This is a genomic window from Paenibacillus sp. SZ31 (assembly GCF_012912005.1).
GTDB lineage: Bacteria > Bacillota > Bacilli > Paenibacillales > Paenibacillaceae > Paenibacillus.
This window is the reverse complement of the sequence record NZ_JABBEA010000001.1, coordinates 218,947-240,215: the sequence shown is the minus strand read 5'-3', so window position 1 is coordinate 240,215 and position 21,269 is coordinate 218,947. Positions and strand designations below refer to the sequence as shown.

Here is a 21,269-nt window from a genome sequence, read left to right as displayed (position 1 = left end):
AAGCAACCGCTTTCAGAAAACGCAAACAAATTACACACAAAGAGGTCGAAGGGGAGTTGAATGTTTTGAAAAAAATGTGGGTATTGATGCTCGTTACAGTACTGCTGTTGTCCGCATGTTCATCCGGTGGTGGAGGTAATTCTGCCAGTGGTGGGGACGAAAAAACAAACGAAATTACGGTCTGGGCTTGGGACAAAGCCTTTAACGTTGCTGCAATGGAAACAGCAAAAGAGGCATATCAAAAAGCAAATCCTGATGTGAAAATTAACATCATTGAATATGCTCAAGCTGATATCATTCAGAAACTGAACACGGGTCTTAACTCCGGAACTTCCAGCGGTCTTCCAAACGTAGTTCTGATTGAAGACTATCGCTCACAAAGCTTCCTGAATGCATATCCTGATGCGTTCAAAGATCTTTCTTCCAACGTCACGGCTTCCGACTTTGCAGATTACAAACTCGGACCAACAGCATTTGATGGCAAACAATACGGAGTACCATTTGACTCCGGCGTTGCTGGTTTGTACTACAGAACAGACTTGCTGGAACAAGCAGGCTACAAAGCTGCTGACCTGCAAGACATCACTTGGGATGATTACATCCAAATCGGTAAAGATGTAAAAGAAAAAACAGGTAAAGAACTTCTTTCTCTTGATCCAAATGACCTCGGAATCATTCGTATGATGATTCAAACAGCAGGCAAATGGTATTCGGCAGAAGATGGTAAAACACCTGACATTGCTGGCAATGCTGCACTGAAAGAAGCTTTCACTACTTACAAAGCGATGATGGATGCCAACATTGTTAAATTGCACTCTGACTGGAGCCAATTCATTGCAAACATGAATAATGGTAGCGTAGCTTCAGTTCCTACTGGCAACTGGATTTCACCATCTATACGTCAAGAAGCTTCCCAATCTGGCCAATGGGCTGTAGCTCCAATGCCGAAAATGGCTGGTCAACCGAACTCTGTGCACGCAACGAACTTGGGTGGTAGCTCATGGTATGTAATGGACGTTCCTGGTGCAGATCAAGCAGCTGACTTTGTAGCAAAAACATTTGGTTCTGACAAACAATTGTATCAAGATCTGTTGAACAACATCGGTGCAATTGGTACGTACAAACCAGCAGTTGATGGCGAAGCATATGCTAAAGCGGATGAATTCTTTGGTGGACAAAAAATCTTCACTGATTTCGCTAACTGGACTACAGAAATTCCTAGTGTAAACTATGGTATCAACACATACGCCATTGAAGACATTCTGGTTGTAGAAATGCAAGCATTCCTGAACGGCAAAGCAATTGATGATGTTCTGGCTGATGCACAAAAACAAGCTGAAGCACAATTAAACTAAGATACCCAAGGTAACTTATAGAACCCCAGGAAACATCGGAGCCGTCTCCCTTGTCCGGCGCAAGTCGAACGGACATGGCCGAGAGGCTCTGTGGGTTCTACCCATGTTCCATGGAGAGAGAGGAGCCATACTGTGAAAGCCATGAATACAGGAGACAGTCTCCAAAAGAAAAATAATTTGACTGGATGGGCTTTTGTTTTGCTGGCTGTTGTCGGGATTGTTTCATTTTACTTCTACCCGATGATCCAAGCGCTGCTCTTATCGTTCAAGTCTGGTGTAGGAGCCAATCTTGAATTTACGGGCCTTTCTAACTACAAAAGATTGTTAGTTGACACAACGTTCCGCACAGCATTATCGAATACATTCATCTACTTGATCATTCAAGTGCCTGTAATGATTATTCTCGGTTTGTTTATTTCCGTATTGCTGAATGACAGCACATTGCGCTTCCGGAGCTTTTTCCGTACAGCGATTTTCTTGCCTTGTGTAACTTCATTGGTAGCATACTCAGTTGTATTCAAATATTTGTTCGCACCGGATGGAATGGTCAATCAATTCTTGATGGGCCTGCATATTATTGGCGATCCAATCCAATGGATCACAGACCCGTTCTGGGCTAAAATTACGATCATAATCGCCGTTACTTGGCGTTGGACCGGATATAACATGATTTTCTATCTGTCATCCCTGCAAAACATCGATCAATCGATCTATGAAGCTGCAAGAATTGACGGAGCGAATGCCTTTACACAATTCTTCAAAATCACAGTACCTTTGCTCAAACCAATTATCCTCTTCACATCGATCACATCAACGATTGGTACATTGCAAATCTTCGATGAGATCATGAATATTACGAAGGGTGGTCCGGGTAACGCGACCATGTCGATTTCACAGTATATCTACAACCTTTCGTTCAAATATTCACCGGACTTCGGTTATGCAGCAACCGTTTCGTATTCCATCGTAATCTTGATCATTGTATTGTCCATTATCCAGTTTAAAGTGGCAGGTGATAATAAAAATGGCTAAAGCTAAAGCAAAACGGATTTTCACATATGTGTTCTTATCCATCGTCGCCTTTGTATCCATTTTCCCATTTTTCTGGATGCTGGTCAGTGCAACAAATGCATCAGTTGATGTAACGAAGGGCAGATTGCTGCCGGGTTCAGCCTTCCTTGATAACTTCAACAAACTGATTGAATCGACGAATCTGGTACAGGCTCTCGGAAACTCGGCGATTATCTCTGTAATCTCCACTGTCTTGGCGCTGTTTATTGGTTCCATGGCAGGTTATGGCTTCGAGGTATATCGCACGAAGTCCCGTGATATCGTATTTAATATTCTATTGTTGTCCATGATGATCCCGTTTGCAGCGATCATGGTGCCACTATATCGCATGTTCGCAACAATTTCGGGAGTTGCACCAGTAATCGGAATCAACACGATGGCAGCGGTTATCCTGCCAACCATCGCAACAGCATTCCTGATCTTCTTCTTCCGTCAGAACACCAAAATGTTCCCGAAAGATTTGCTGGAAGCTGGACGTATTGATGGTCTGAGTGAACTCGGGATCTTCCTGAAGATCTACATGCCAACAATGAAAACAACTTATGCAGCAGCTGCGATCATTACATTCATGAGTAGCTGGAACAACTATCTGTGGCCACTCATTGTATTGCAAACGCCTGACCAACAAACGATTCCACTATTGATCTCTAATCTTGGTGCTGGGTATGCTCCGGATTATGGGGTAATCATGACAGCGATCGTTATTGCAACACTGCCTACAGCAATCGTATTCTTCATCATGCAGAAACATTTTGTTGCAGGTATGGTAGGTTCCGTGAAGTAATGAAAACAGCATAATCCGTGCAAATGACGGGTGCAGGAAAGAAGAGAGGACGCCAGTTATGGCGTACCTCTGTCTTTTTTGTTTGTTTATGTAAAGCAAAAAGGAAATCCAGATGAAACCTTGAATAAGTCAAACTATAACGTTTTAAAGGGAGAGAGAGCCGATGAAAGCAACAAAGGCAGATATCAACTGGTTGGGAGACGTAAGTGTATTTGAGGTGAACCGTCTTCATGCCTATTCCGATCACCGTTATTACCAAACAATGGATGAGGCTGTAGGTTCAGGCGCGATGTCTATGCGTTATGATCTGAATGGTACGTGGAAATTCAACTATGCGATTCGTCCAGACAGCCGTTCTGAGTTTTTCTATACATCCGATTTCTCCAGTGAAGGCTGGGATGATATTGAAGTTCCGGGGCATATCCAGTTGCAAGGATACGGACAGATTCAATATGTAAATACACAATATCCTTGGGATGGCTTGAATGAAATTCGTCCGCCGGCATTGCCACAGGACAAAAATCCCGTAGGTAGTTACATTCGTACATTCCACTTGCCGACAGGTTGGGAGTCGAATCCGGTATATATTTCTTTCCAAGGTGTAGAGTCTGCATTCTATGTATGGCTTAACGGACAATTCGTAGGATATGGAGAGGACAGCTTCACGCCGTCTGACTTTGACCTGACGCCATTCCTTCAGGATGGAGAGAACAAACTCGCGGTTGAGGTGTATCAACGTAGCACGGGTAGCTGGCTGGAAGATCAGGATTTCTGGCGTTTCTCCGGCATTTTCAGAGATGTGTATCTGTACACCGTCCCAACTGCACACGTACGTGATGTTCATGTTCGCACAGATCTGGACAAGTCCTATACGAACGGTACATTGCAGCTAGACTTGAAACTGGAAGGAAAAGCCGTTGCTGGAGCTCGTGTAGAGGCTGAACTTCGTGATCGTGAAGGCAATACCGTTAAAACGTTTGAATCCAAGGTTAACGATGGACAAGTAAGTCTTTGTGAAGACATTGGTACAGTGAATCTGTGGAGCGCAGAGATTCCATACTTGTATCGTCTCTATATTCGAGTATATGATGCTGCGGGTACACTGGTTGAGGTTGTTCCTCAAGCCGTTGGTTTCCGTACATTTGAAATGATTGACAAAGTGATGCACATCAACGGTAAACGTATCGTATTCAAAGGTGTGAATCGCCATGAGTTCAACCCGCGTCGTGGACGTGCAGTTACGAAGGAAGACATGCTGTGGGATGTTCGTACCATCAAACAGAATAATATGAATGCTGTACGTACGTCACACTATCCAAATCAAAGCCTCTGGTATGAGCTGTGTGATGAATATGGACTCTATGTTATTGACGAGATGAATTTGGAGACACACGGATCTTGGCAGAAGCTTGGTGCCGTTGAGCCTTCTTGGGTTATTCCAGGTGACAAACCGGAATGGCATGATATCGTTATGGACCGCGCTGTATCCATGGTAGAACGGGACAAAAATCATCCGTCCATTCTGATCTGGTCATGTGGTAACGAATCACATGGTGGTGAAGTCATCTACAAAGTATCCCAATACTTCAAATCGGCTGATCCAACACGTCTGGTGCATTATGAAGGTGTATTCCATGATCGCCGTTTCGATGAGACAAGTGATATGGAGACTCGCATGTATGCCAAACCGGCTGACATTGAGGAATTCCTGAATGCGAATCCGACCAAGCCTTATATTAGCTGTGAGTACATGCACGCCATGGGTAACTCTATTGGTGGTATGCACAAATATACGGAGTTGGAAGACAAATACCCAATGTATCAAGGTGGATTCATCTGGGATTACATCGACCAATCCATTTACAAAAAAGACCGTTACGGCAAAGAGTTCCTCGCTTATGGCGGAGATTTCGGTGATCGTCCATCAGACTATTCGTTCTGTGGTAACGGTATCGTTCATGCTGACCGTAAAGTAACTGCGAAAATGCAGGAGGTCAAATTCCTGTATCAAAACATCAAGCTGTTCCCGGACCGTGAAGGCGTTAAAATCGTGAACGGTAATCTGTTCGCAGATACATCTGCACTGGAACTGGTATACAGCCTGGAGCGCGAGGGACATGAAGTGCTGCGTGGAACACTGGAAGTCAACGTGGAGGCGCAAAGCGAGACGGTTGTGAAACTTCCTTTGGATCCGGCATCTTTGGTTGGTGGCGAGTATGCTGTGAACACTGCACTTGTGTTAAAAGCTGCTACACTGTGGGCTGACAAAGGCGAAGAAGTGGCATTTGGACAGTTTATTTTCACACAGGATCAGGTAAATGATGCAAATCAAGTGGATCTGAACCTTGTAAGTAATGTACAAGTTATTGAAGGTGACGTGAATATCGGAGTTCGTGCTGGCAAGACGCATGCGCTATTCTCCAAACAGTTCGGTACACTGGTTTCCCTGAAATTGTCCGGTCGTGAGACCATTGCCGTACCACCTGCACCGCTCTTCTGGCGTGCAATGACGGATAATGACAAAGGCATGGCGATGGGCTTCGAACTGGGTGCCTGGTATGCAGCGAGCCTGATGCCACGTTCTGTAGAGTGGAAAGCAGAACAGAAACCGGATCAATACCGGATCGAGTTCACATACAAGCTCAACATTTCGGCGGATGTACAAGTGAAAGTGGTCTATATTGTGCATGCAGATGGAAGCGTGCGTGTGCATAATACGTACAAAGGTACAGCCGGATTGCCGAACCTGCCAATCCATGCATTGTCCTTCAGAACATCACCTGACTTCGAAAACGTGGAATGGCTCGCGATGGGACCCGAAGAAAACTATGCAGACCGCGCATTTGGCGCACGTCTCGGTATCCACGGCAGCAAGGTAGCTGATACTGTAGCTCCATATCTGGTACCACAGGAATCGGGCAACCGTACAGGCGTACGTTGGGCCAAATTGACAGACAACGCGGGACGTGGCTTCAAAATTGAAGCTTCTGGAGCTCCGGTTGAGCTGAATGTTTCACCATATACGGCATTTGAGCTGGAGAACGCACAACATGCGTACGAATTGCCTCCTGTGCACTATACGGTCGTGACTGTAGCAGGTAAACAAATGGGTGTCGGCGGTGATGATAGCTGGGGTGCTCCAGTTCATCCTGAATATCTGATCCCTTCAGACGGCGAACTGACATTTGAATTTGTTATTCGTGCACTGTAAATAAAAGATTATTTGCAATAAAGGACAGAGGCCTTCGCTTGTTGGAGGCCTCTGTTTTGTTATGTCCATGAATGGATTGAGATGTGATCTATGAAACCGTTCTCTCTCCGGCCACGTAATGTACAAGACAGGAAACATAAGAGGGGGTTCAAGATGAGTAGAAAAGCAAAGACAGGTATATGGGTGACGGTGTTGGTCTTTCTGGGCATCATTGTTGGATGTTTCATATGGTATTTCAATACGGCTTCGGGTGAACGTGCACTCAAAACGATGAGATCCAATAACTCAGGCGGCCTGGAGCGGGTCGTTAAAGTGTATAGCAATAATGGTGAATTGATTCAGACTTATGATGGCAAAATTGACGTGGAAGATACGGAATACGGCAATAAAGTATTATTCGATCTCAATGGGAAACGTGTCGTGATCTATAATGCAACGATTGTTGTAGAAGAGAAGTAAAGCGTAAATTGTCAGTCTTGAAGAAGCGCTAGTTCCGAATTTGCAATGACACCCTATTGCTTATATGGTAAAATTAAGGAAATGATATAAGGGTCGGGTGAGATTTTTATGATGGATATGTACCTCATAATCACTGTTGCAATTTTGGGAATGTTTCTGTTCTATAGCTTGATCGCTTATTTATTGATTCGTTTCATTTCGAGAAAAGCATTCAAGCTTACGTTAACCAAATATGAAATGACGGAGATTATGACTTGGCTCGGCGTGCTGTTTATTACCTTCATGATGATTAAGAATGGTTCGATAAATCTTCTCTTACCGGTTGTTTTACTTATCATTCCATTGATCAATTTGCGAAGGTCTAATCGGAAACATCGAGAGATGAATTAGTATAGCTTCTTGAGTTTGAGTAATGAACAAGGAGGAGTTTAGTGATGATTCTGGGCCGATCAACTGACACTTCAGGTTTAACGCAGGTTGCCAATCTTTCGGATGAGTTGCAGTCTGTTTTTGATCAAGCAGAAAGCAAATATCAAGTAGTTGATATTGAACTCTTCTTTGTTTTCAGATGCCTTCCTGAGGAATACGAGAGAAGGTCCACGGTCAGGCATGTGAAGAAGGAGAATGTCATCTATTTCGATCTGGTGGTCAGCGAGGACCGGTATAAGACATTAAGCAAAAGCAAACAACGGTATGTATTTAGCCATGAGTTCTATGCTTTTTTGAGTGAAAAGATCGAGAGATACAAGATTGAACATCTAAACGCGAATGAATTTATCGCAGATATGGGCATATGGCTGAGGGAGATCGGATGGTTGCAGACTGAAGAGGAAGCCGAAATAAGTGAATTTGAAGAAAAATATAACTAACATAATAAATTAAACATAAACAACAAAAAGAAGCCCTCTTTCGAGAGCTTCTTTTTCATGGGAGAGGAGAAACCGGACGAAGAGCTTATGGGGAAACGTAAGTCTTCTCCGCGGTTGTCTACGACACTTGTGATGTCGATAATTATAGAATCGCCCGATTGTTTCCTTTTTATACATATGCGTCAACAATTCGTCAACAATTTTCCAAGAGAAATGAAGACCGCACATTTTTCAAACCGAACCCGAATGTGGTACGATAGCCGTATCAATAAACTTACATAGAGAAAAGGTGACTCGTCAGTGAGAGTGGTATCTGGGAGTGCAAAAGGCAGGCCGCTAAAGGCTGTTCCTGGCACAGGCACGCGACCGACCACCGACAAGGTGAAGGAAGCGTTATTTAGCATGGTTGGTCCTTATTTTGAGGGCGGCACAGCATTGGATCTGTTTGCAGGCAGTGGAGGTCTCGGTATTGAGGCGCTGAGCCGCGGCATGGACAAGGCTGTTTTTGTTGATTTGGAATCGAAAAGTATTGAAGTCATCCGCATGAATCTGAAGGCGACCAAGCTGGAAGACCAGGCGGCTGTATACCGTAATGATGCAGGTCGTGCATTAAAGGCACTCGCCAAGCGAGGCACAACGTTCGATCTGGTGTTTCTCGACCCGCCATATCGCATGAAGAACGGGCACGAGTTGATGTTGACCATGCACGAACTGGAACTTCTGGAACCCGAAGCAACCATCGTGCTTGAATATGAATCCAAACATGATTACCCTGAGCAATTCGGCCCGTTTGAACAAACGCGCAAGGCTTTGTATGGGGAGACGGCAGTATCCATCTATTATTATGCGCCTGAAGCAGTTGAAGATGGAGAATCCATTACACCGGAAGAGGAGGCTCCTCATGACTGAAATGATACATCGACAGGAACGGATCGCCGTATATCCTGGGAGTTTTGATCCCGTAACGATGGGGCATCTGGACATTATCGCCAGAGCGTCGAAGCAATTTGATCGCGTCATTGTGGCTGTGTTGAACAATATGAGCAAAAATCCGCTGTTTACGGTGGAGGAACGCAAGGAACTGATCACAGAAGTAACCCGCCATCTACCGAATGTGGAGGTAGACAGTTTCCGCGATCTGACGGCCAATTACGTCCGGCAAAAGGAAGCTCAGGTCATCGTTCGCGGTATCCGCTCGGTAACTGATTTTGAATACGAGTTGCAATTGGCATCGACCAACAGCAAGTTGAATCCGGATGCGGAAACGATATTTATGATGACGAATCCAAAGTATTCCTATTTAAGTTCCAGTATCGTTAAAGAAATCGCTCATTATCATGGAGATGTAACAGATCTTGTATCACCTGAAGTGGAAGTTGCGCTCCGTCAGAAAATCAGCGAGAAAACCGGCGGTTAAACCAGAAGGTAAGACCCGATAGACTAATCATGATTGCAAGAAGTAACGCTAGACCCATGCATGCAGCAGGGAAGGCGCTCCATATGGCGTTATTTGTGTATGTGTTGCCTGGATTATGTATGAATAGCCAACTGAATGGTGTCGACAGGTCCTGGTCTGCATTCGTCTGTAATGTGGTCCAGGCTTGTGTGCTATATCGGCTGAACGGCATCCAGAGGAACAGACTGATAAAAAAGGCGATGATCCCATGAGTCAGACGAACTCCGGCAAAGTACAACATGGATTTGCTGTCGGGTCCAGTTGCTTTCAGGACAGCAGAGACTTGCAGATGGGAGCATAGTCCACCCCATCCCAAAACAGCTGCAAGCAGGGACATCAGCAGGGCAGGTGTAAGTGAAGTTTGGCTCAAATGGTAGGTGCCCAAATGAAGCTCCAAAAAGGCTGGCCACAGCGCGGCAGAAGAACCAGGAGTCAGATAAAGGGAGAGTAGTCGGATAAATACGGCAAAACCGATCATGTATCCTCCGGTCATCATCAAAGTTTGCACAGCCTGGGATACGGTGTCACCCAGAAGTTTGCCAAATCCTCTCCCATCACGACTATGAGCTTCCCTGGCTGCAAGCGTCATCTCAGACCATATATTGCGCCGTTTCAACGTAGTATGGTGAGGGGGGATGGATGAGTGACTTGTGGAACTTGCAGGAATTACAGGCTGAGAACCAATAGAGCTGCTCTCTGTCTGTGCTGCTGCTGAGCCATCTTGACCTTTATGCTTACCCGGTGTAGGCAGGAGACGCACTGCAAGGATGGCAGCAATCCAGCCGCTGATCCAGTGAATCACTAAGAGGAAATATCCGGCGGCAGGCTGGTGTAGAAAAGCAGCACCAACGACCAGGATGACCATCATCGGATTGGCAAAATGAGCTGCTGCTGCAAGGACAACCGCCTGCTTGGCGGTAATTTGTCTATCCTGAAATAAGCGGGATACCGCATCTGCTCCTGCGGGGAATCCGCCGCACATGCCAACAGCGATAGCGAGTCCAGCACTGCCTGGAAGTCTGAACCAGCGTTGCATTAATGGTCCGAGCAAGGCACCGATCGCGTGGGTGAAGCCAAACGCATTGAGCATTTGGGATAACATCAGGAAGGGCAGCATGGCAGGGAAGATGATTTTCCACCATATATCCAGACCTTGAATAGAGGCATCAAACGCTTCTTTGGGGGAAGCAACTACTGCAATGACCAGTGCTAAAGCGCCAGTACTTAGAAGTATCGTTCGTAACGGGCCAGAGTCTCTAACCTTGCTCTGTATTGTCATCGTTTCACCTCATATCAAATAACGCCGATTTGGCATCTGAATCGTTATGGACGGCCGAATGACGCCCGAAGGGCGGTTCGGCCTTGACCGGACAGGCTATGGTATACAGCGGCCTATCCGGCCTGTACCATTGTATGCACAGGTACCAGAGTGATAGACTTGAAATAAATATTAAAAAACTGAGCTGAGTATCTGCATGACAAAGAGTGCGAAACCAAACCGGAGAATAAAAATATTCAAAAGCTGGTATTGCGAGCGCTAATAAGTGTAGAGTTCAGCTTATATAGAGATACAAAGAACGGAGGCTCATGCGATGAATCGGATTCGGAAATCTGGCGGATTCAGAGCTTCGATCTTTGTGATCGTGGTGGCTCTGGTTGTCTATGTTGCCGTGTACATGCCAACGCCATATATTATCTACATGCCTGGCAGTGCAGATGAAGTAAAACCAATGGTAACTGTTAAGGGCGGGGACCAGGATGAACGCGGTGTATTTATGATGACGACTGTGTCTGCAACGTATGCCAATGTGTTTTTGCTAGGAACCTCTCTGTTCAATCAAAATGCTCAAGTGGATAAAAAGGAAGATCGACTGCGCGGCAAAAGCGAAGCGGAATACTCTGCCGAACAGGTGTGGTTCATGAGTGACTCACAATCCTCCGCAATGGAGGCTGCATATGAGCAGGCTGGAGTGGCTTACTCTATTGTACCTGAACATATCTTTGTATTTGGACTGTCCGAAGATCCGAAACCGGAAGGAGACATTGCTCCGGGAGATATTATTCTGGGAGTGAACGGAACAGCTACGCCGGATAATACGGTGCTTTCTGCCCAGTTAAAAGATAAAAAGGTCGGAGATTCGGTGGAAATGCAACTGGAACGTGGTGGAGAGACCATTAGCCGGGACGTGAAACTGATTCAGGTCAAAGACAGTAAAACGGGTGAAACCCGCCCGGGACTCGGTGTAATGATTGGTGCGGTTCAGAAGGTGAAAGCGGAAGATCCAGACAAACAGATCTCTTTCACCGATACCCAGGTTGGTGGTCCGTCTGCCGGATTGATGTTTACGTTGGAGATCTATAACCAGTTAACACCTGGAGATCTGACCAAGGGTCATCGAATTGCGGGTACTGGTACCATTACCAAGGACGGTGTGGTGGGTGCAATCGGTGGTGTAGTGCACAAGATTGTAGCCGCTGACCGGAAAGAAGCGGAGATCTTCTTCGTGCCGAAGGATAACTATAAGGAAGCAGCAGCCAAGGCTGAGCAGATCGGAACTAAGATGAAACTTGTGCCTGTAAGCACGGTGGATGATGCGCTGGCTTACCTGAAAACTCTGTCTGTGAAATCATAGGATAATGATTGGGTGGGTTAAGATAACCAAATGAATGAAGAGAATAAGAGAAGTTAATAAAGAAATCCCCTTGTTGCAATGTGCCTGATTGGCGCGCAACAAGGGGATTTTTTACTTGTATAGTTGAGTGTCGAATAGCGGATATCAATGATCTGTTTGATGATGGAATGAGAAGCTCTTTAGGAGATTAAGCCTTATGATCAAAAGCGGGTTATAGTCTCACAGGTGACTCATAGTAATCACTGAACATCCTGCGTGTGTCCTTATGCTCGCAAGCGAGTCCATAGGCTACCTGAGCTTGTATATCCAGTTCAAGCTGATTGTGTGTGAACGTCGACGGTTTCAGCACAACAGGAAGCGACGCGGTCTTCTTCATCTGTTTAAGCAGGCTCTGTCCTTGAGCATTGAATCCAAGTACACGGAGATATCCGGGTCCGGCAGCCAATTGCTCTGGTGAACACTCGGCTTTGGTGTGATTCAGGAGCAGGTGGGCGAGCATACGCTGGAGCTTTGTGCGTGTGTAACGTTTGGTCTTCAGTGCATTCAGGAGTGCTTCGACTGAAGGCTCCGGGAGCTGAGCGAGTGTACGGGTCAGCCGGTGTTCCAGGCCTTCCGTGACTTCGGCGATGCGTTCCAGCTCGGAGGCACGTCGGGTGGCCGCAAGGTGCAACAGCGGCTGTGCAAAGCGCTCCCAGTGTATGGGAGCGCGCCCTTCCTGCCATTCGCGATGCAGAATGGCAAGGGTTGCCGCCGGCACGTATGGCGCGGCGGCATCGGGCCCGTCCGCCATCAGCAGGCGGCGGACGGCTGTGGCACTGGCGATCGCCCCCGGCCCGGGCGTCGCCTCATGATACGCGGCACCGGTACGCGCCGCCGTAAAGGGCTGGATCGCGCTGCCGAGTCGTTGCAGCGCGATCAGGTAGTGCAGCCCAAGCGAATTGTTGGGCTGCTCCAGCAGTGCAGCGGCGTCGTGAGCATCGACGCCGCCGGGCGCCAGCGCTGCCGCCGCGCCTGCGTACGCGGCGGGGTAGCTGGCGCCTTCCCGCAGGCGGCGCGCGATGTCCTCGCGCATCCCTGCGGGCTCCACAGCCAGCACGCGCGCAATGCGCTGCAGGCTGTCCAGGTCGCCGGACTCGCTGCCGAAGCAGAGCGAGTCCACCACGCCGGTGCGGTGCAGCAGCGATACCGCACCGAAGGCAAACCACTCTGCCGGTTGTACTGCGTAGGCCACCGGCAGTTCAAGCACCAGATCGGCGCCTGCGTGCAGCGCCATCTCGGTGCGTGCCCTTTTACCGACGATGGCGGGTTCGCCACGTTGGAGAAAAGGGCCGCTCATGACCGCAACAACGGCGTCTGCGCCGCTTAGCCGCCGAGCTTCCTGCAAATGATAGACATGCCCATTGTGCAAGGGGTTATATTCAACAATGACGCCTACGGCTTTCATGATTAGACGTACTCCTCTCAAATGAGATGAATGGGTATACGCTTTTCATTCCATCATAGGCGATGACCTCTATTAGATCAAATCACCGAATCTGTCAGACCAATGAAAAAAGGCACAAATCCAACATCAGCAGATGTCAGACCGTGCCTTCAAGCATAAATCCTATGATATTAAAATGGTGCGAAGAAGCTGGTGACCGCATTTTACTATTTAATCAACCTTATTTCACTACCTTGTTAGACTACCTGTTTTTGCATATAACTTGTCATATTCATAATGCTTAGACGCTCTCCGGTGCGGGTGAAAGACTAGCTTTGGGTCCGAAAAATTCAAAATGAATGTTGTCTGCTGCAACACCAAGCGCCAGAAGCTCCGTATAGATTGCCCGCATAAACGAAACTGGCCCACACAGATAATAAGTGGAATCCAGTTCATCAATCACTTGACGAAGCCAGGTGGCATCCATGTAACCTTCCTTATGAAAACACTCATTTTCGCGATCAGCATCCTCAGGTTGTGTATAACAATAATAAGCTTGAACACCCTGATTACGTTCGACCAGACTGTTCACATGATCACGGAAAGCGTGAGATTGACCATTTGGACTTGCATGTAAAAAAGTAATTGCACGGTTATCGTTTACTTGAACCAGCGTGTTTAACATACTGATCATTGGTGTTAAGCCTACACCACCACTAAGCAACACAACAGGACGTTTATCCTCAGTATTCAACGTGAAGTCGCCAGCAGGAGCGGATAGTTCTACCTGACTGCCTTCTTCAATGTGATCGTGGAGATGCGTAGAGATAACTCCGTCAGGTCGCTCTAATACACCTCGCTCACGTTTAACGGAAATACGATAGTAGGGTTTACCCGGAGTATCTGAAAGGCTATACTGACGAATCTGGGTAAATGACTGTGCCTCTGGCTGGATTTTGATACTAATATATTGTCCGGGTTCATAGCTGGCAATGGGCTGACCATCGTCTGGAACGAGGTAAAAGGAAGTGATGATTTCACTTTCCTGCACTTTCTTGGCAACCTTGAAGGTACGAAATCCTTCCCAGCCACCCGTCTGGTTTTCCGCTTCCGTATACATATCCTGTTCAATCCCGATAAAAGCATCTGCAATGACATTGTAGGCTTCGCCCCACGCTGTGATAATTTCATCCGTTGCCGCATCTCCAAGCACATCTTTGATGGCTTGCAGCAGATAGGTGCCGACAATCGCATATTGCTCGGGAACGATACCCAGGCTGCGATGTTTATGTGCAACTTGCCGGACGGCAGGCAGGATGGAGGACAGATTATCGATATGCAGGGCAGCGGTGTATACCATATTGGCGAGGGCGGCTTGCTGTCGTCCCTGTTTCTGATTTGCGTGATTGAAAATATTCAGTAGTTCCGGATGAGCTGTGAACATCGTTTCATAGAAATGGCGTGTGATCGCTTCGCCGTGGACTTCAAGTACGGGTACTGTAGATTTAATGACTCTAATTGTGTGCTCGCTTAACATACATTTTCCCTCCCGATATAATATGAAATAGTTGGATAATAAATCGGTCATGGAGCTGATCGTGCTTCGGTTTATAGCAAGTATAGATAGGGGGCAAGCGGGTCTGTGTGATATAGATCACACTAAACGTTAACGAAATGTGACCGGTGTTTGCAAGGAACTACAACTAAAATGACGACTTGTAGTTTATCTTGAAGTGAGTCTATAATAGACCAGATGGAGTAAACGGTTCTGAGCCATTGATTTTAAAATAGGGTGTAAAGTTAAAAGTGTTGACAAACGTCTTGAAAAATCGGTATAATGATTTTTGTTTGTTAAGTCAATTTCATAATACTTTTAACGATGAATCGTCAGAATACATACAGTCAGGATTTATTGCTTTACAAAAGCAGGCTTGACCTGTATAACTGTCGTGATACGTTTGATACGAATTATGAAATTGGTTTCGTTTGGAGTGATGGAAATGTTAATGCCATTTCGCAAAGTGGCTACCAGTGATGGTCCCCTGAAGTTTAACGAACAGTGGGAGATCAAGGAACTGGTTTCTAACCGACAAGATATCACAGCCGTTACCCCGCTGACTGCGGACTTATCTGCAGAATTCAGAGAAGGTGACGTTGTGGATGTTCATGGCAAGCTGACTGTAGGAGTGGACATGTTGTGCTCCCGTTGTCTTAAGCCAATCAATGAACATTTTCATATTGATTTTCATGAGCAATTCAAGCAGGGAAAACAGCCAAAGGATTTACACGAAGACGATGATACGCTCTATGTGGATGGAGATAGCGTTGATCTGAAGGGTTATGCCGAGGAAGCTTTTCTGCTGGATCTTCCGTTTATACCGCTATGTAGCGATACATGCAAAGGGTTATGCCCTAAGTGTGGCCATGAGCTGAACGAAGGTGACTGTGGTTGTGATAACGAGGTTATCGATCCGCGGCTTGCAGGGCTCAAGGATTTTTTTAAATGAGCATGATTGAAAATCGAACATTTTAAGACTACCTGCAAAGGTTGATTTTGATAAGGAGGTGGGAATAATGGCAGTACCTCAACGGAGAACGTCCAAGACGCGTCGCGACAAACGTCGCACTCACTTTAAATTGGCTGTACCGGGCATGGTGAAATGTGAACAATGTGGCGAACTTAAACTTAGTCACCACGTGTGCAAAGTGTGCGGAACGTACAAAGCAAGAGAGATCATCTCTCAATAATAGTTGGACATTAAGTAGCACTTCATTTCGATGAGGTGCTACTTTTTTTGGATTAGAGGGTGTCGGTAGAATGAGTTAGCAGGCATGAAATTCGTGTGCCACAAGGGTGAATTGTTTTTGTTAGGCCAGCCTTTCTTTTTGACACGGGATGAGATATACTATAGTTTAGTACCAGGTTCTAAGATTTGACGTTACATATAGATGAACCATGATCCGTTTGAGAACGACCCTGGTGACCAGGGATGCAACTATAGAAGCAACAGGAAAGAATGGTTGAACTGGCCGGATGGGACGGTTCCGTAAACGATACAGCGGGGGGTGTCAGGCATCGAACGTGTACCGAAGAGACAGAGGCAACAGCAGTTAACCAAAATGATAGAAGAAAACCCGTTTGTGACGGATCAGGAACTTACGCGCCAATTGAAGGTGAGTATTCAGACGATTCGTCTTGACAGGCTGGAACTTGGAATACCCGAACTTCGAGAGCGGATGAAACTGATGGCAGAACGCTCGTATGATCAGGTACGCTCGTTGCCCCTGCATGAGATTATCGGTGATATTGTGGATTTGCAGCTGGACAAAAGCGGGATTTCCTTGTTTGAGATTAAGGAAGAACACGTATTTTCCAGAACAGGCATTGCACGTGGACACTATGTCTTTGCACAGGCCAACTCCTTGGCTGTAGCGATTATTAATGACGAGATTGCGTTGACTGCATCAGCAGACATTCGTTTTGTCCGCTCGGTTCATTTGGGAGAGAAGTGTATTGCGAAGGCTTATGTGAGATCGATTCCGGGTCAAAAGGGCAAAGCCAAAGTGGAAGTATTCACCTATGTAGGTGAAGAGATGGTGTTTCAAGGCAACTTTGTAATCTACCATTCAGGTGGAGAAGACAGCGGAGAAGGAGGTCATTTGGAATGAAAATCGTCATTGATGCCATGGGAGGCGACAATGCACCTGCATCAACGGTAGAAGGTGCGATTGCCGCAGCCACGGAATGGGCGGATACACAGATCGTCCTGATCGGCGATGAAGCCAAGCTGGAGCCTCTTTTGAGTCAGTCAGGTGTGAGACCTGCCAATCTGACGGTCCGGCATGCTTCCGAAGTTATTGGATCCGATGATGAACCCGTTAAAGCAGTACGTCGCAAGAAGGATGCCTCCATGGTGGTGGCAGGCCGCATGCTGAAAGAGGGCGAAGCGGACGCGATGATCTCAGCGGGCAATACCGGAGCGTTGATGACAGCGGGGTTGCTTGTTGTAGGTCGCATGGAAGGCATTGAACGTCCGGCGCTTGCACCCATGATTCCAACGATTGATGATGTGGGAGTGCTTGCGCTTGATCTCGGAGCGAATATGGATGCCAAGCCGGAGCATCTTGCACAATATGGCTTGATGGGCAGTTTGTATCGGCAAAAAGTACAGGGCATAGAATCTCCAAGAGTGGGCTTGCTCAATGTAGGAACAGAACCAGGCAAGGGAAATGAGTTGACCAAACATGCATATCCTTTACTGGAGCAACTCCCAATTCGGTTTGTCGGTAATGTAGAGGCACGTGATGTGCTGACCGGTGCTTGTGATGTCCTTGTATGTGACGGTTTTGCAGGAAATATACTGCTGAAATCGCTGGAAGGCACAGCTGGTGCCATTTTCGCCTTGCTTAAGGAACAATTCTCATCTTCTCTCAAGAGTAAACTGGCTGCGGCTGTTCTGATGCCTGAGCTACGTGGGTTGAAACGGAAGCTGGATTATACGGAGCATGGCGGAGCGCCGCTCCTCGGTTTGAGCAGACTGGTTGTGAAAAGTCATGGATCTGCTGATGGCAATGCCATCAAAAATGCTGTGCGCCAAGCTCGGATTGCAGTGCAGAATCAGCTGGTAGAGAGCATATCTAAGGAAATTAGCGGGAAGTGAGTGACGACATGAATAATTTGCGCCCAGTAGGGATTATTGGTACAGGGAAGTATGTGCCTGAGAAAATTTTGACGAATAGCGACCTGGAGAAAATGGTCGATACCAATGACGAGTGGATCGTCAGTCGTACAGGAATCAAAGAGCGTCATATTGCTGCACCCGATCAGGCAACTTCCGATTTGGCATATGAAGCGGCTATTAAAGCCCTTGAATCTGCAGGCATGACAGGCAGTGATCTTGATCTGATTATTGTTGCAACCATTACTCCGGATTCTTCGTTCCCATCGACAGCCTGCATTCTGCAGGACAAACTGGGTGCAAAAGGTGCGGCGGCATTCGATTTGTCAGCTGCATGTTCCGGATTTGTATATGGCTTGGCGAGTGCTACGAGCTTCATCCAAAGTGGCATGTACAACAACGCACTTGTTATTGGTGCGGATTGCTTGTCTCGTATTACGGATTATACAGACCGTAACACATGTGTCCTCTTTGGTGATGGCGCAGGAGCAGTGGTCGTTGGTGAAGTTCCGGAAGGCCGTGGCTTCAAAGCATTCGATCTTGGCGCCGAAGGTGCTGGCGGTAGTCTTCTTCAGATGGAAGGCGGCGGTTCCCGTTTGCCTGCTACCGCAGAGACCGTTGAAAATAAAAAGCATTATATCTACATGAACGGTCGTGAAGTATTCAAGTTTGCGGTACGTGTCATGGGTACGGCTACCATCGAGGTATTGCGCAAGGCTGGTATGGAGCGTACGGATGTGGATCTGTTTGTTCCTCACCAAGCGAATATTCGGATTATCCAATCTGCGATGCAACGACTTGAACTTCCTGAAGAGAAGGTTGTAGTCAACGTGGATAAGTATGCAAACACATCTGCTGCTTCCATTCCACTTGCTTTGGTAGAAGCAGCCGAGGAAGGTCGCATGAAAGCCGGAGATACCGTTCTGATGGTTGGATTCGGTGGCGGTCTGACATGGGGCGCATCCGTACTCGTTTGGTAAAATAGACAGCTGGGAGATGAATGGGATGGGTAAAATAGCATTTGTATTTCCCGGTCAGGGATCACAGGCTGTAGGTATGGCGAAAGACGCATATGAGTCCGTGCCTGCGGCAACCGAGATTTTTCGTACAGCGGATGAAACATTGGGTTTCTCGCTGACCAATCTTGTATTTGAAGGACCAGAGACCGAGTTGAAACAGACATCAAATACACAACCGGCTCTGTTGACAGCAAGTATTGCCTTGCTTGAAGCTTTCAAAGAAAAAGGAATTCAGCCTGACTATACGGCTGGACACAGTCTGGGAGAATACAGTGCACTGGTGGCAGCAGGCGTTCTTTCGTTTGCTGATGCAGTGAGCATTGTACGGGCGCGTGGTCAGTATATGGAACAGGCAGTACCGGGTGGACAAGGAGCTATGGCTGCTGTGTTGGGTGCGGATCGGGAAGCGCTGGGGGTGCTTTGCCGTGACGTATCTGAAAGTGGTCATGCGGTTGAACTTGCCAATATCAATTGTCCTGGACAAATCGTCGTTTCTGGTGTGAAGGAAGGCGTAGCTGCGGTCGCGGAACGAGTGAAAGAAGCTGGCGGCAAACGTGCCATTCTACTTGAAGTAAGCGGCCCGTTTCACTCTTCATTGATGAAGGGTGCAGCTGAGAAGCTGGAAGAGAAACTGAAAACCGTCACGTTCTCACCGGCAGCGGTCCCTGTAGTCGCTAATGTGACTGCAAGACCTGCAGAGAATGGACAAGTTCAGGATTTGTTAACAGCTCAGGTCTATTCTCCTGTATTATGGGAAGACAGTGTGACATGGCTTATTGAGCAAGGCGTGGATACGTTCATCGAGATTGGATCTGGCAGTGTATTGACCGGTTTGATTAAAAAAACAGATAAAACCGTAAAACTGTATAATGTGAACAGTCTTGAAACGCTCGAAGCAACGGCAAGTGAATTAGAAGGAGTTATATGAGTTAAACTAAACTTTTTACACGAGAACGGAGAGGACAGAAAAAAACTGAAGAAGCGGAGCGTTCGCCTTTATCACCGGATTTTCCCTTTAGAAAAGGGAATCAAAAAAATCTGGGGATAACAGCGATCGGAAGTTTATTCTGTCATCGGAGTGGCAAGTGTAAACATTCTTTGGTTGAACTGATATAGATTTGGGGAAAGGAGGAATGATTATGTCTAAACCATTAGAAGGTAAAAATGCACTCGTTACCGGGGCATCCCGTGGCATTGGGCGCAGTATTGCACTGGCACTAGCTGAGGCTGGAGCGAACGTAGCCGTGAATTATGCGGGCAGTCAAGCGGCAGCTGAGGAAGTGGCGGAAGCGATTCGTGCCAAAGGAGTCAAGGCAATTACACTTCAAGCCAATGTTGGCCTGATGGATGAAGCTGAACAAATGGTCAAAGCTACACTCGAAGCATGGGGCAACGTTGATATTCTGGTGAACAATGCCGGGATTACCCGTGATAATTTGATCATGCGTATGAAAGAGGAAGAATTCGATCAGGTTATTGAAACCAATCTCAAAGGTGTGTTTAACTGCCTTAAGGCGGTTACACGTCCAATGATGAAACAACGGTCGGGAAGAATTATCAATATCTCCTCGGTTGTAGGTGTGCTCGGTAATGCTGGACAAGCGAACTATGTTGCTGCCAAGGCAGGAGTCATTGGCCTGACAAAGGCATCTGCTCGTGAACTGGCTTCTCGTGGAATCACAGTTAACTGTGTTGCACCAGGTTTCATTGAGACAGATATGACAAAAGAGTTGTCCCAGGAGCTGGTGGACGGTATGCTAAGTGGTATTCCGTTGTCCCGTTTGGGTCAGCCGGATGAAATCGCCGGTGTAGTCACTTTCCTGGCTTCACAGGCTTCATCTTATATGACAGGGCAGACGCTGCATGTTGATGGTGGCATGTACATGTAATTCTTCCCGGACTTGAACAATAGTCGGGGAACAGGCGCTGGACGATCCGAAATGCCGGAAAAAGGCCGGGTTCCCCGGCCGGGAGCCGCATATGTCTTCTATGGCATTTTGCCTGCGATTCTCGTATAATACCAAAGAAGGAGGTGAACCGGATGTCCGATGTATTGGAGCGTGTAAAACGCATCGTCGTCGACCGCTTGGGCGCAGACGAAGCTGAAGTTACACTTGAAGCATCTTTCAAAGAAGATTTGGGTGCTGATTCTTTGGATGTAGTGGAATTGGTCATGGAATTGGAAGATGAATTTGATTTGGAAATCTCTGATGAAGATGCAGAAAAAATCACGACCGTAGGTGAAGTTGTTAAGTACATACAATCTCATACCTAAAGTCATTTTAGTCCCGCACATGTTTTCGAACAGGC

General features: G+C 46.9%; 20 protein-coding genes. 17 read left to right on the top strand and 3 right to left on the bottom strand.

Going from position 1 to position 21,269, the window contains the following annotated elements; translation table 11 throughout:
* The first annotated feature begins 74 nt into the window (after window positions 1-74).
* From HF638_RS01210 to coaD, 8 genes are all read left to right on the top strand, one after another.
* Entirely contained in the window at window positions 75-1,355 is a 1,281-nt protein-coding gene (locus HF638_RS01210; RefSeq protein ID WP_169479117.1) for an extracellular solute-binding protein, read from the top strand.
* Window positions 1,356-1,496: 141 nt separating this feature from the next.
* Complete coding sequence (locus tag HF638_RS01205; RefSeq protein WP_169479116.1) at window positions 1,497-2,387, top strand: carbohydrate ABC transporter permease; 891 nt, start codon at window positions 1,497-1,499, stop codon at window positions 2,385-2,387.
* A complete protein-coding gene (locus HF638_RS01200) occupies window positions 2,380-3,210 on the top strand; it encodes a carbohydrate ABC transporter permease (RefSeq protein WP_169478523.1) in 831 nt (276 codons plus the stop codon). The genes HF638_RS01205 and HF638_RS01200 overlap by 8 nt, the downstream gene beginning before the upstream one ends.
* A 163-nt stretch (window positions 3,211-3,373) precedes the next feature.
* Entirely contained in the window at window positions 3,374-6,421 is a 3,048-nt protein-coding gene (gene lacZ / locus HF638_RS01195) for a beta-galactosidase, LacZ type (protein WP_169478522.1), read from the top strand.
* 153 nt (window positions 6,422-6,574) lie between these two features.
* Entirely contained in the window at window positions 6,575-6,880 is a 306-nt protein-coding gene (locus tag HF638_RS01190; protein ID WP_062833752.1) for a hypothetical protein, read from the top strand.
* 434 nt (window positions 6,881-7,314) lie between these two features.
* Window positions 7,315-7,749 carry a hypothetical protein gene (locus tag HF638_RS01185; RefSeq protein WP_169478521.1) on the top strand — a complete coding sequence of 145 codons (435 nt, stop codon included), beginning with the start codon at window positions 7,315-7,317 and terminating at the stop codon, window positions 7,747-7,749.
* A gap of 300 nt (window positions 7,750-8,049) precedes the next feature.
* On the top strand, window positions 8,050-8,658 hold the full coding sequence (gene rsmD / locus HF638_RS01180) for a 16S rRNA (guanine(966)-N(2))-methyltransferase RsmD (RefSeq protein WP_036609474.1): 609 nt from the start codon (window positions 8,050-8,052) through the stop codon (window positions 8,656-8,658).
* A 1-nt stretch (window position 8,659) separates the two neighbouring features.
* Window positions 8,660-9,166 (top strand): pantetheine-phosphate adenylyltransferase, encoded by a 507-nt coding sequence (gene coaD / locus HF638_RS01175; protein WP_169479115.1) that lies wholly within the window; start codon window positions 8,660-8,662, stop codon window positions 9,164-9,166.
* On the opposite strand, the gene HF638_RS01170 is transcribed toward coaD, so the two are convergent.
* Window positions 9,144-10,484, bottom strand: a complete 1,341-nt coding sequence (locus tag HF638_RS01170; protein WP_169478520.1) for a nucleoside recognition domain-containing protein — start codon at window positions 10,482-10,484, stop codon at window positions 9,144-9,146. The two genes, coaD and HF638_RS01170, sit on opposite strands and share 23 nt — an antisense overlap.
* Before the next feature lie 313 nt (window positions 10,485-10,797).
* Between HF638_RS01170 and HF638_RS01165 the strand changes: the two genes are divergently transcribed.
* Entirely contained in the window at window positions 10,798-11,838 is a 1,041-nt protein-coding gene (locus HF638_RS01165; protein WP_169478519.1) for a SepM family pheromone-processing serine protease, read from the top strand.
* Window positions 11,839-12,049: 211 nt separating this feature from the next.
* Here the strand turns inward: HF638_RS01165 and HF638_RS01160 are convergent, their stop codons facing one another.
* Together HF638_RS01160 and hmpA are read right to left on the bottom strand one after the other, a co-directional pair.
* A complete protein-coding gene (locus HF638_RS01160) occupies window positions 12,050-13,282 on the bottom strand; it encodes a nucleotidyltransferase (RefSeq protein WP_169478518.1) in 1,233 nt (410 codons plus the stop codon).
* Between the two features lie 280 nt (window positions 13,283-13,562).
* Window positions 13,563-14,798: an NO-inducible flavohemoprotein gene (hmpA, locus tag HF638_RS01155; protein ID WP_169478517.1), complete on the bottom strand. Its 1,236-nt coding sequence runs from the start codon at window positions 14,796-14,798 to the stop codon at window positions 13,563-13,565.
* A 463-nt stretch (window positions 14,799-15,261) separates the two neighbouring features.
* On the opposite strand from hmpA, the gene HF638_RS01150 reads away from it, so the two are divergent.
* The 8 genes from HF638_RS01150 (at window position 15,262) to acpP (ending at window position 21,234) form a co-directional block, all read left to right on the top strand.
* Window positions 15,262-15,768: a YceD family protein gene (locus HF638_RS01150; protein WP_169478516.1), complete on the top strand. Its 507-nt coding sequence runs from the start codon at window positions 15,262-15,264 to the stop codon at window positions 15,766-15,768.
* Between the two features lie 67 nt (window positions 15,769-15,835).
* Window positions 15,836-16,009, top strand: coding sequence for a 50S ribosomal protein L32 (gene rpmF / locus HF638_RS01145; RefSeq protein WP_017689233.1), 174 nt, complete (start codon window positions 15,836-15,838; stop codon window positions 16,007-16,009).
* A gap of 372 nt (window positions 16,010-16,381) precedes the next feature.
* Entirely contained in the window at window positions 16,382-16,930 is a 549-nt protein-coding gene (gene fapR / locus HF638_RS01140) for a transcription factor FapR (protein ID WP_062833760.1), read from the top strand.
* Window positions 16,927-17,922 carry a phosphate acyltransferase PlsX gene (gene plsX / locus HF638_RS01135; RefSeq protein WP_017689231.1) on the top strand — a complete coding sequence of 332 codons (996 nt, stop codon included), beginning with the start codon at window positions 16,927-16,929 and terminating at the stop codon, window positions 17,920-17,922. Before fapR ends, plsX begins: the two co-directional genes overlap by 4 nt.
* Before the next feature lie 8 nt (window positions 17,923-17,930).
* Window positions 17,931-18,920 carry a beta-ketoacyl-ACP synthase III gene (locus HF638_RS01130; RefSeq protein WP_145319004.1) on the top strand — a complete coding sequence of 330 codons (990 nt, stop codon included), beginning with the start codon at window positions 17,931-17,933 and terminating at the stop codon, window positions 18,918-18,920.
* Window positions 18,921-18,945: 25 nt separating this feature from the next.
* Window positions 18,946-19,887: an ACP S-malonyltransferase gene (fabD, locus tag HF638_RS01125; RefSeq protein WP_169478515.1), complete on the top strand. Its 942-nt coding sequence runs from the start codon at window positions 18,946-18,948 to the stop codon at window positions 19,885-19,887.
* A 211-nt stretch (window positions 19,888-20,098) separates the two neighbouring features.
* Window positions 20,099-20,848, top strand: a complete 750-nt coding sequence (gene fabG / locus HF638_RS01120) for a 3-oxoacyl-[acyl-carrier-protein] reductase (RefSeq protein ID WP_017689228.1) — start codon at window positions 20,099-20,101, stop codon at window positions 20,846-20,848.
* Between the two features lie 152 nt (window positions 20,849-21,000).
* On the top strand, window positions 21,001-21,234 hold the full coding sequence (gene acpP, locus HF638_RS01115; protein WP_017689227.1) for an acyl carrier protein: 234 nt from the start codon (window positions 21,001-21,003) through the stop codon (window positions 21,232-21,234).
* Window positions 21,235-21,269: the final 35 nt, after the last annotated feature.

Coding starts and splice junctions, on each gene's coding strand:
- HF638_RS01200 (WP_169478523.1), top strand. CDS start 2,380: ATGGCTAAAGCTAAAGCAAAACGGATTTTCACATATGTGTTCTTATCC.
- fapR (WP_062833760.1), top strand. CDS start 16,382: ATGATAGAAGAAAACCCGTTTGTGACGGATCAGGAACTTACGCGCCAA.
- fabG (WP_017689228.1), top strand. CDS start 20,099: ATGTCTAAACCATTAGAAGGTAAAAATGCACTCGTTACCGGGGCATCC.
- HF638_RS01170 (WP_169478520.1), bottom strand. CDS start 10,484: ATGACAATACAGAGCAAGGTTAGAGACTCTGGCCCGTTACGAACGATA.
- HF638_RS01210 (WP_169479117.1), top strand. CDS start 75: ATGTGGGTATTGATGCTCGTTACAGTACTGCTGTTGTCCGCATGTTCA.
- rpmF (WP_017689233.1), top strand. CDS start 15,836: ATGGCAGTACCTCAACGGAGAACGTCCAAGACGCGTCGCGACAAACGT.
- HF638_RS01165 (WP_169478519.1), top strand. CDS start 10,798: ATGAATCGGATTCGGAAATCTGGCGGATTCAGAGCTTCGATCTTTGTG.
- fabD (WP_169478515.1), top strand. CDS start 18,946: ATGGGTAAAATAGCATTTGTATTTCCCGGTCAGGGATCACAGGCTGTA.
- coaD (WP_169479115.1), top strand. CDS start 8,660: ATGATACATCGACAGGAACGGATCGCCGTATATCCTGGGAGTTTTGAT.
- HF638_RS01205 (WP_169479116.1), top strand. CDS start 1,497: ATGAATACAGGAGACAGTCTCCAAAAGAAAAATAATTTGACTGGATGG.
- HF638_RS01190 (WP_062833752.1), top strand. CDS start 6,575: ATGAGTAGAAAAGCAAAGACAGGTATATGGGTGACGGTGTTGGTCTTT.
- hmpA (WP_169478517.1), bottom strand. CDS start 14,798: ATGTTAAGCGAGCACACAATTAGAGTCATTAAATCTACAGTACCCGTA.
- lacZ (WP_169478522.1), top strand. CDS start 3,374: ATGAAAGCAACAAAGGCAGATATCAACTGGTTGGGAGACGTAAGTGTA.
- HF638_RS01130 (WP_145319004.1), top strand. CDS start 17,931: ATGAATAATTTGCGCCCAGTAGGGATTATTGGTACAGGGAAGTATGTG.
- acpP (WP_017689227.1), top strand. CDS start 21,001: ATGTCCGATGTATTGGAGCGTGTAAAACGCATCGTCGTCGACCGCTTG.
- HF638_RS01160 (WP_169478518.1), bottom strand. CDS start 13,282: ATGAAAGCCGTAGGCGTCATTGTTGAATATAACCCCTTGCACAATGGG.
- HF638_RS01185 (WP_169478521.1), top strand. CDS start 7,315: ATGATTCTGGGCCGATCAACTGACACTTCAGGTTTAACGCAGGTTGCC.
- HF638_RS01150 (WP_169478516.1), top strand. CDS start 15,262: ATGTTAATGCCATTTCGCAAAGTGGCTACCAGTGATGGTCCCCTGAAG.
- plsX (WP_017689231.1), top strand. CDS start 16,927: ATGAAAATCGTCATTGATGCCATGGGAGGCGACAATGCACCTGCATCA.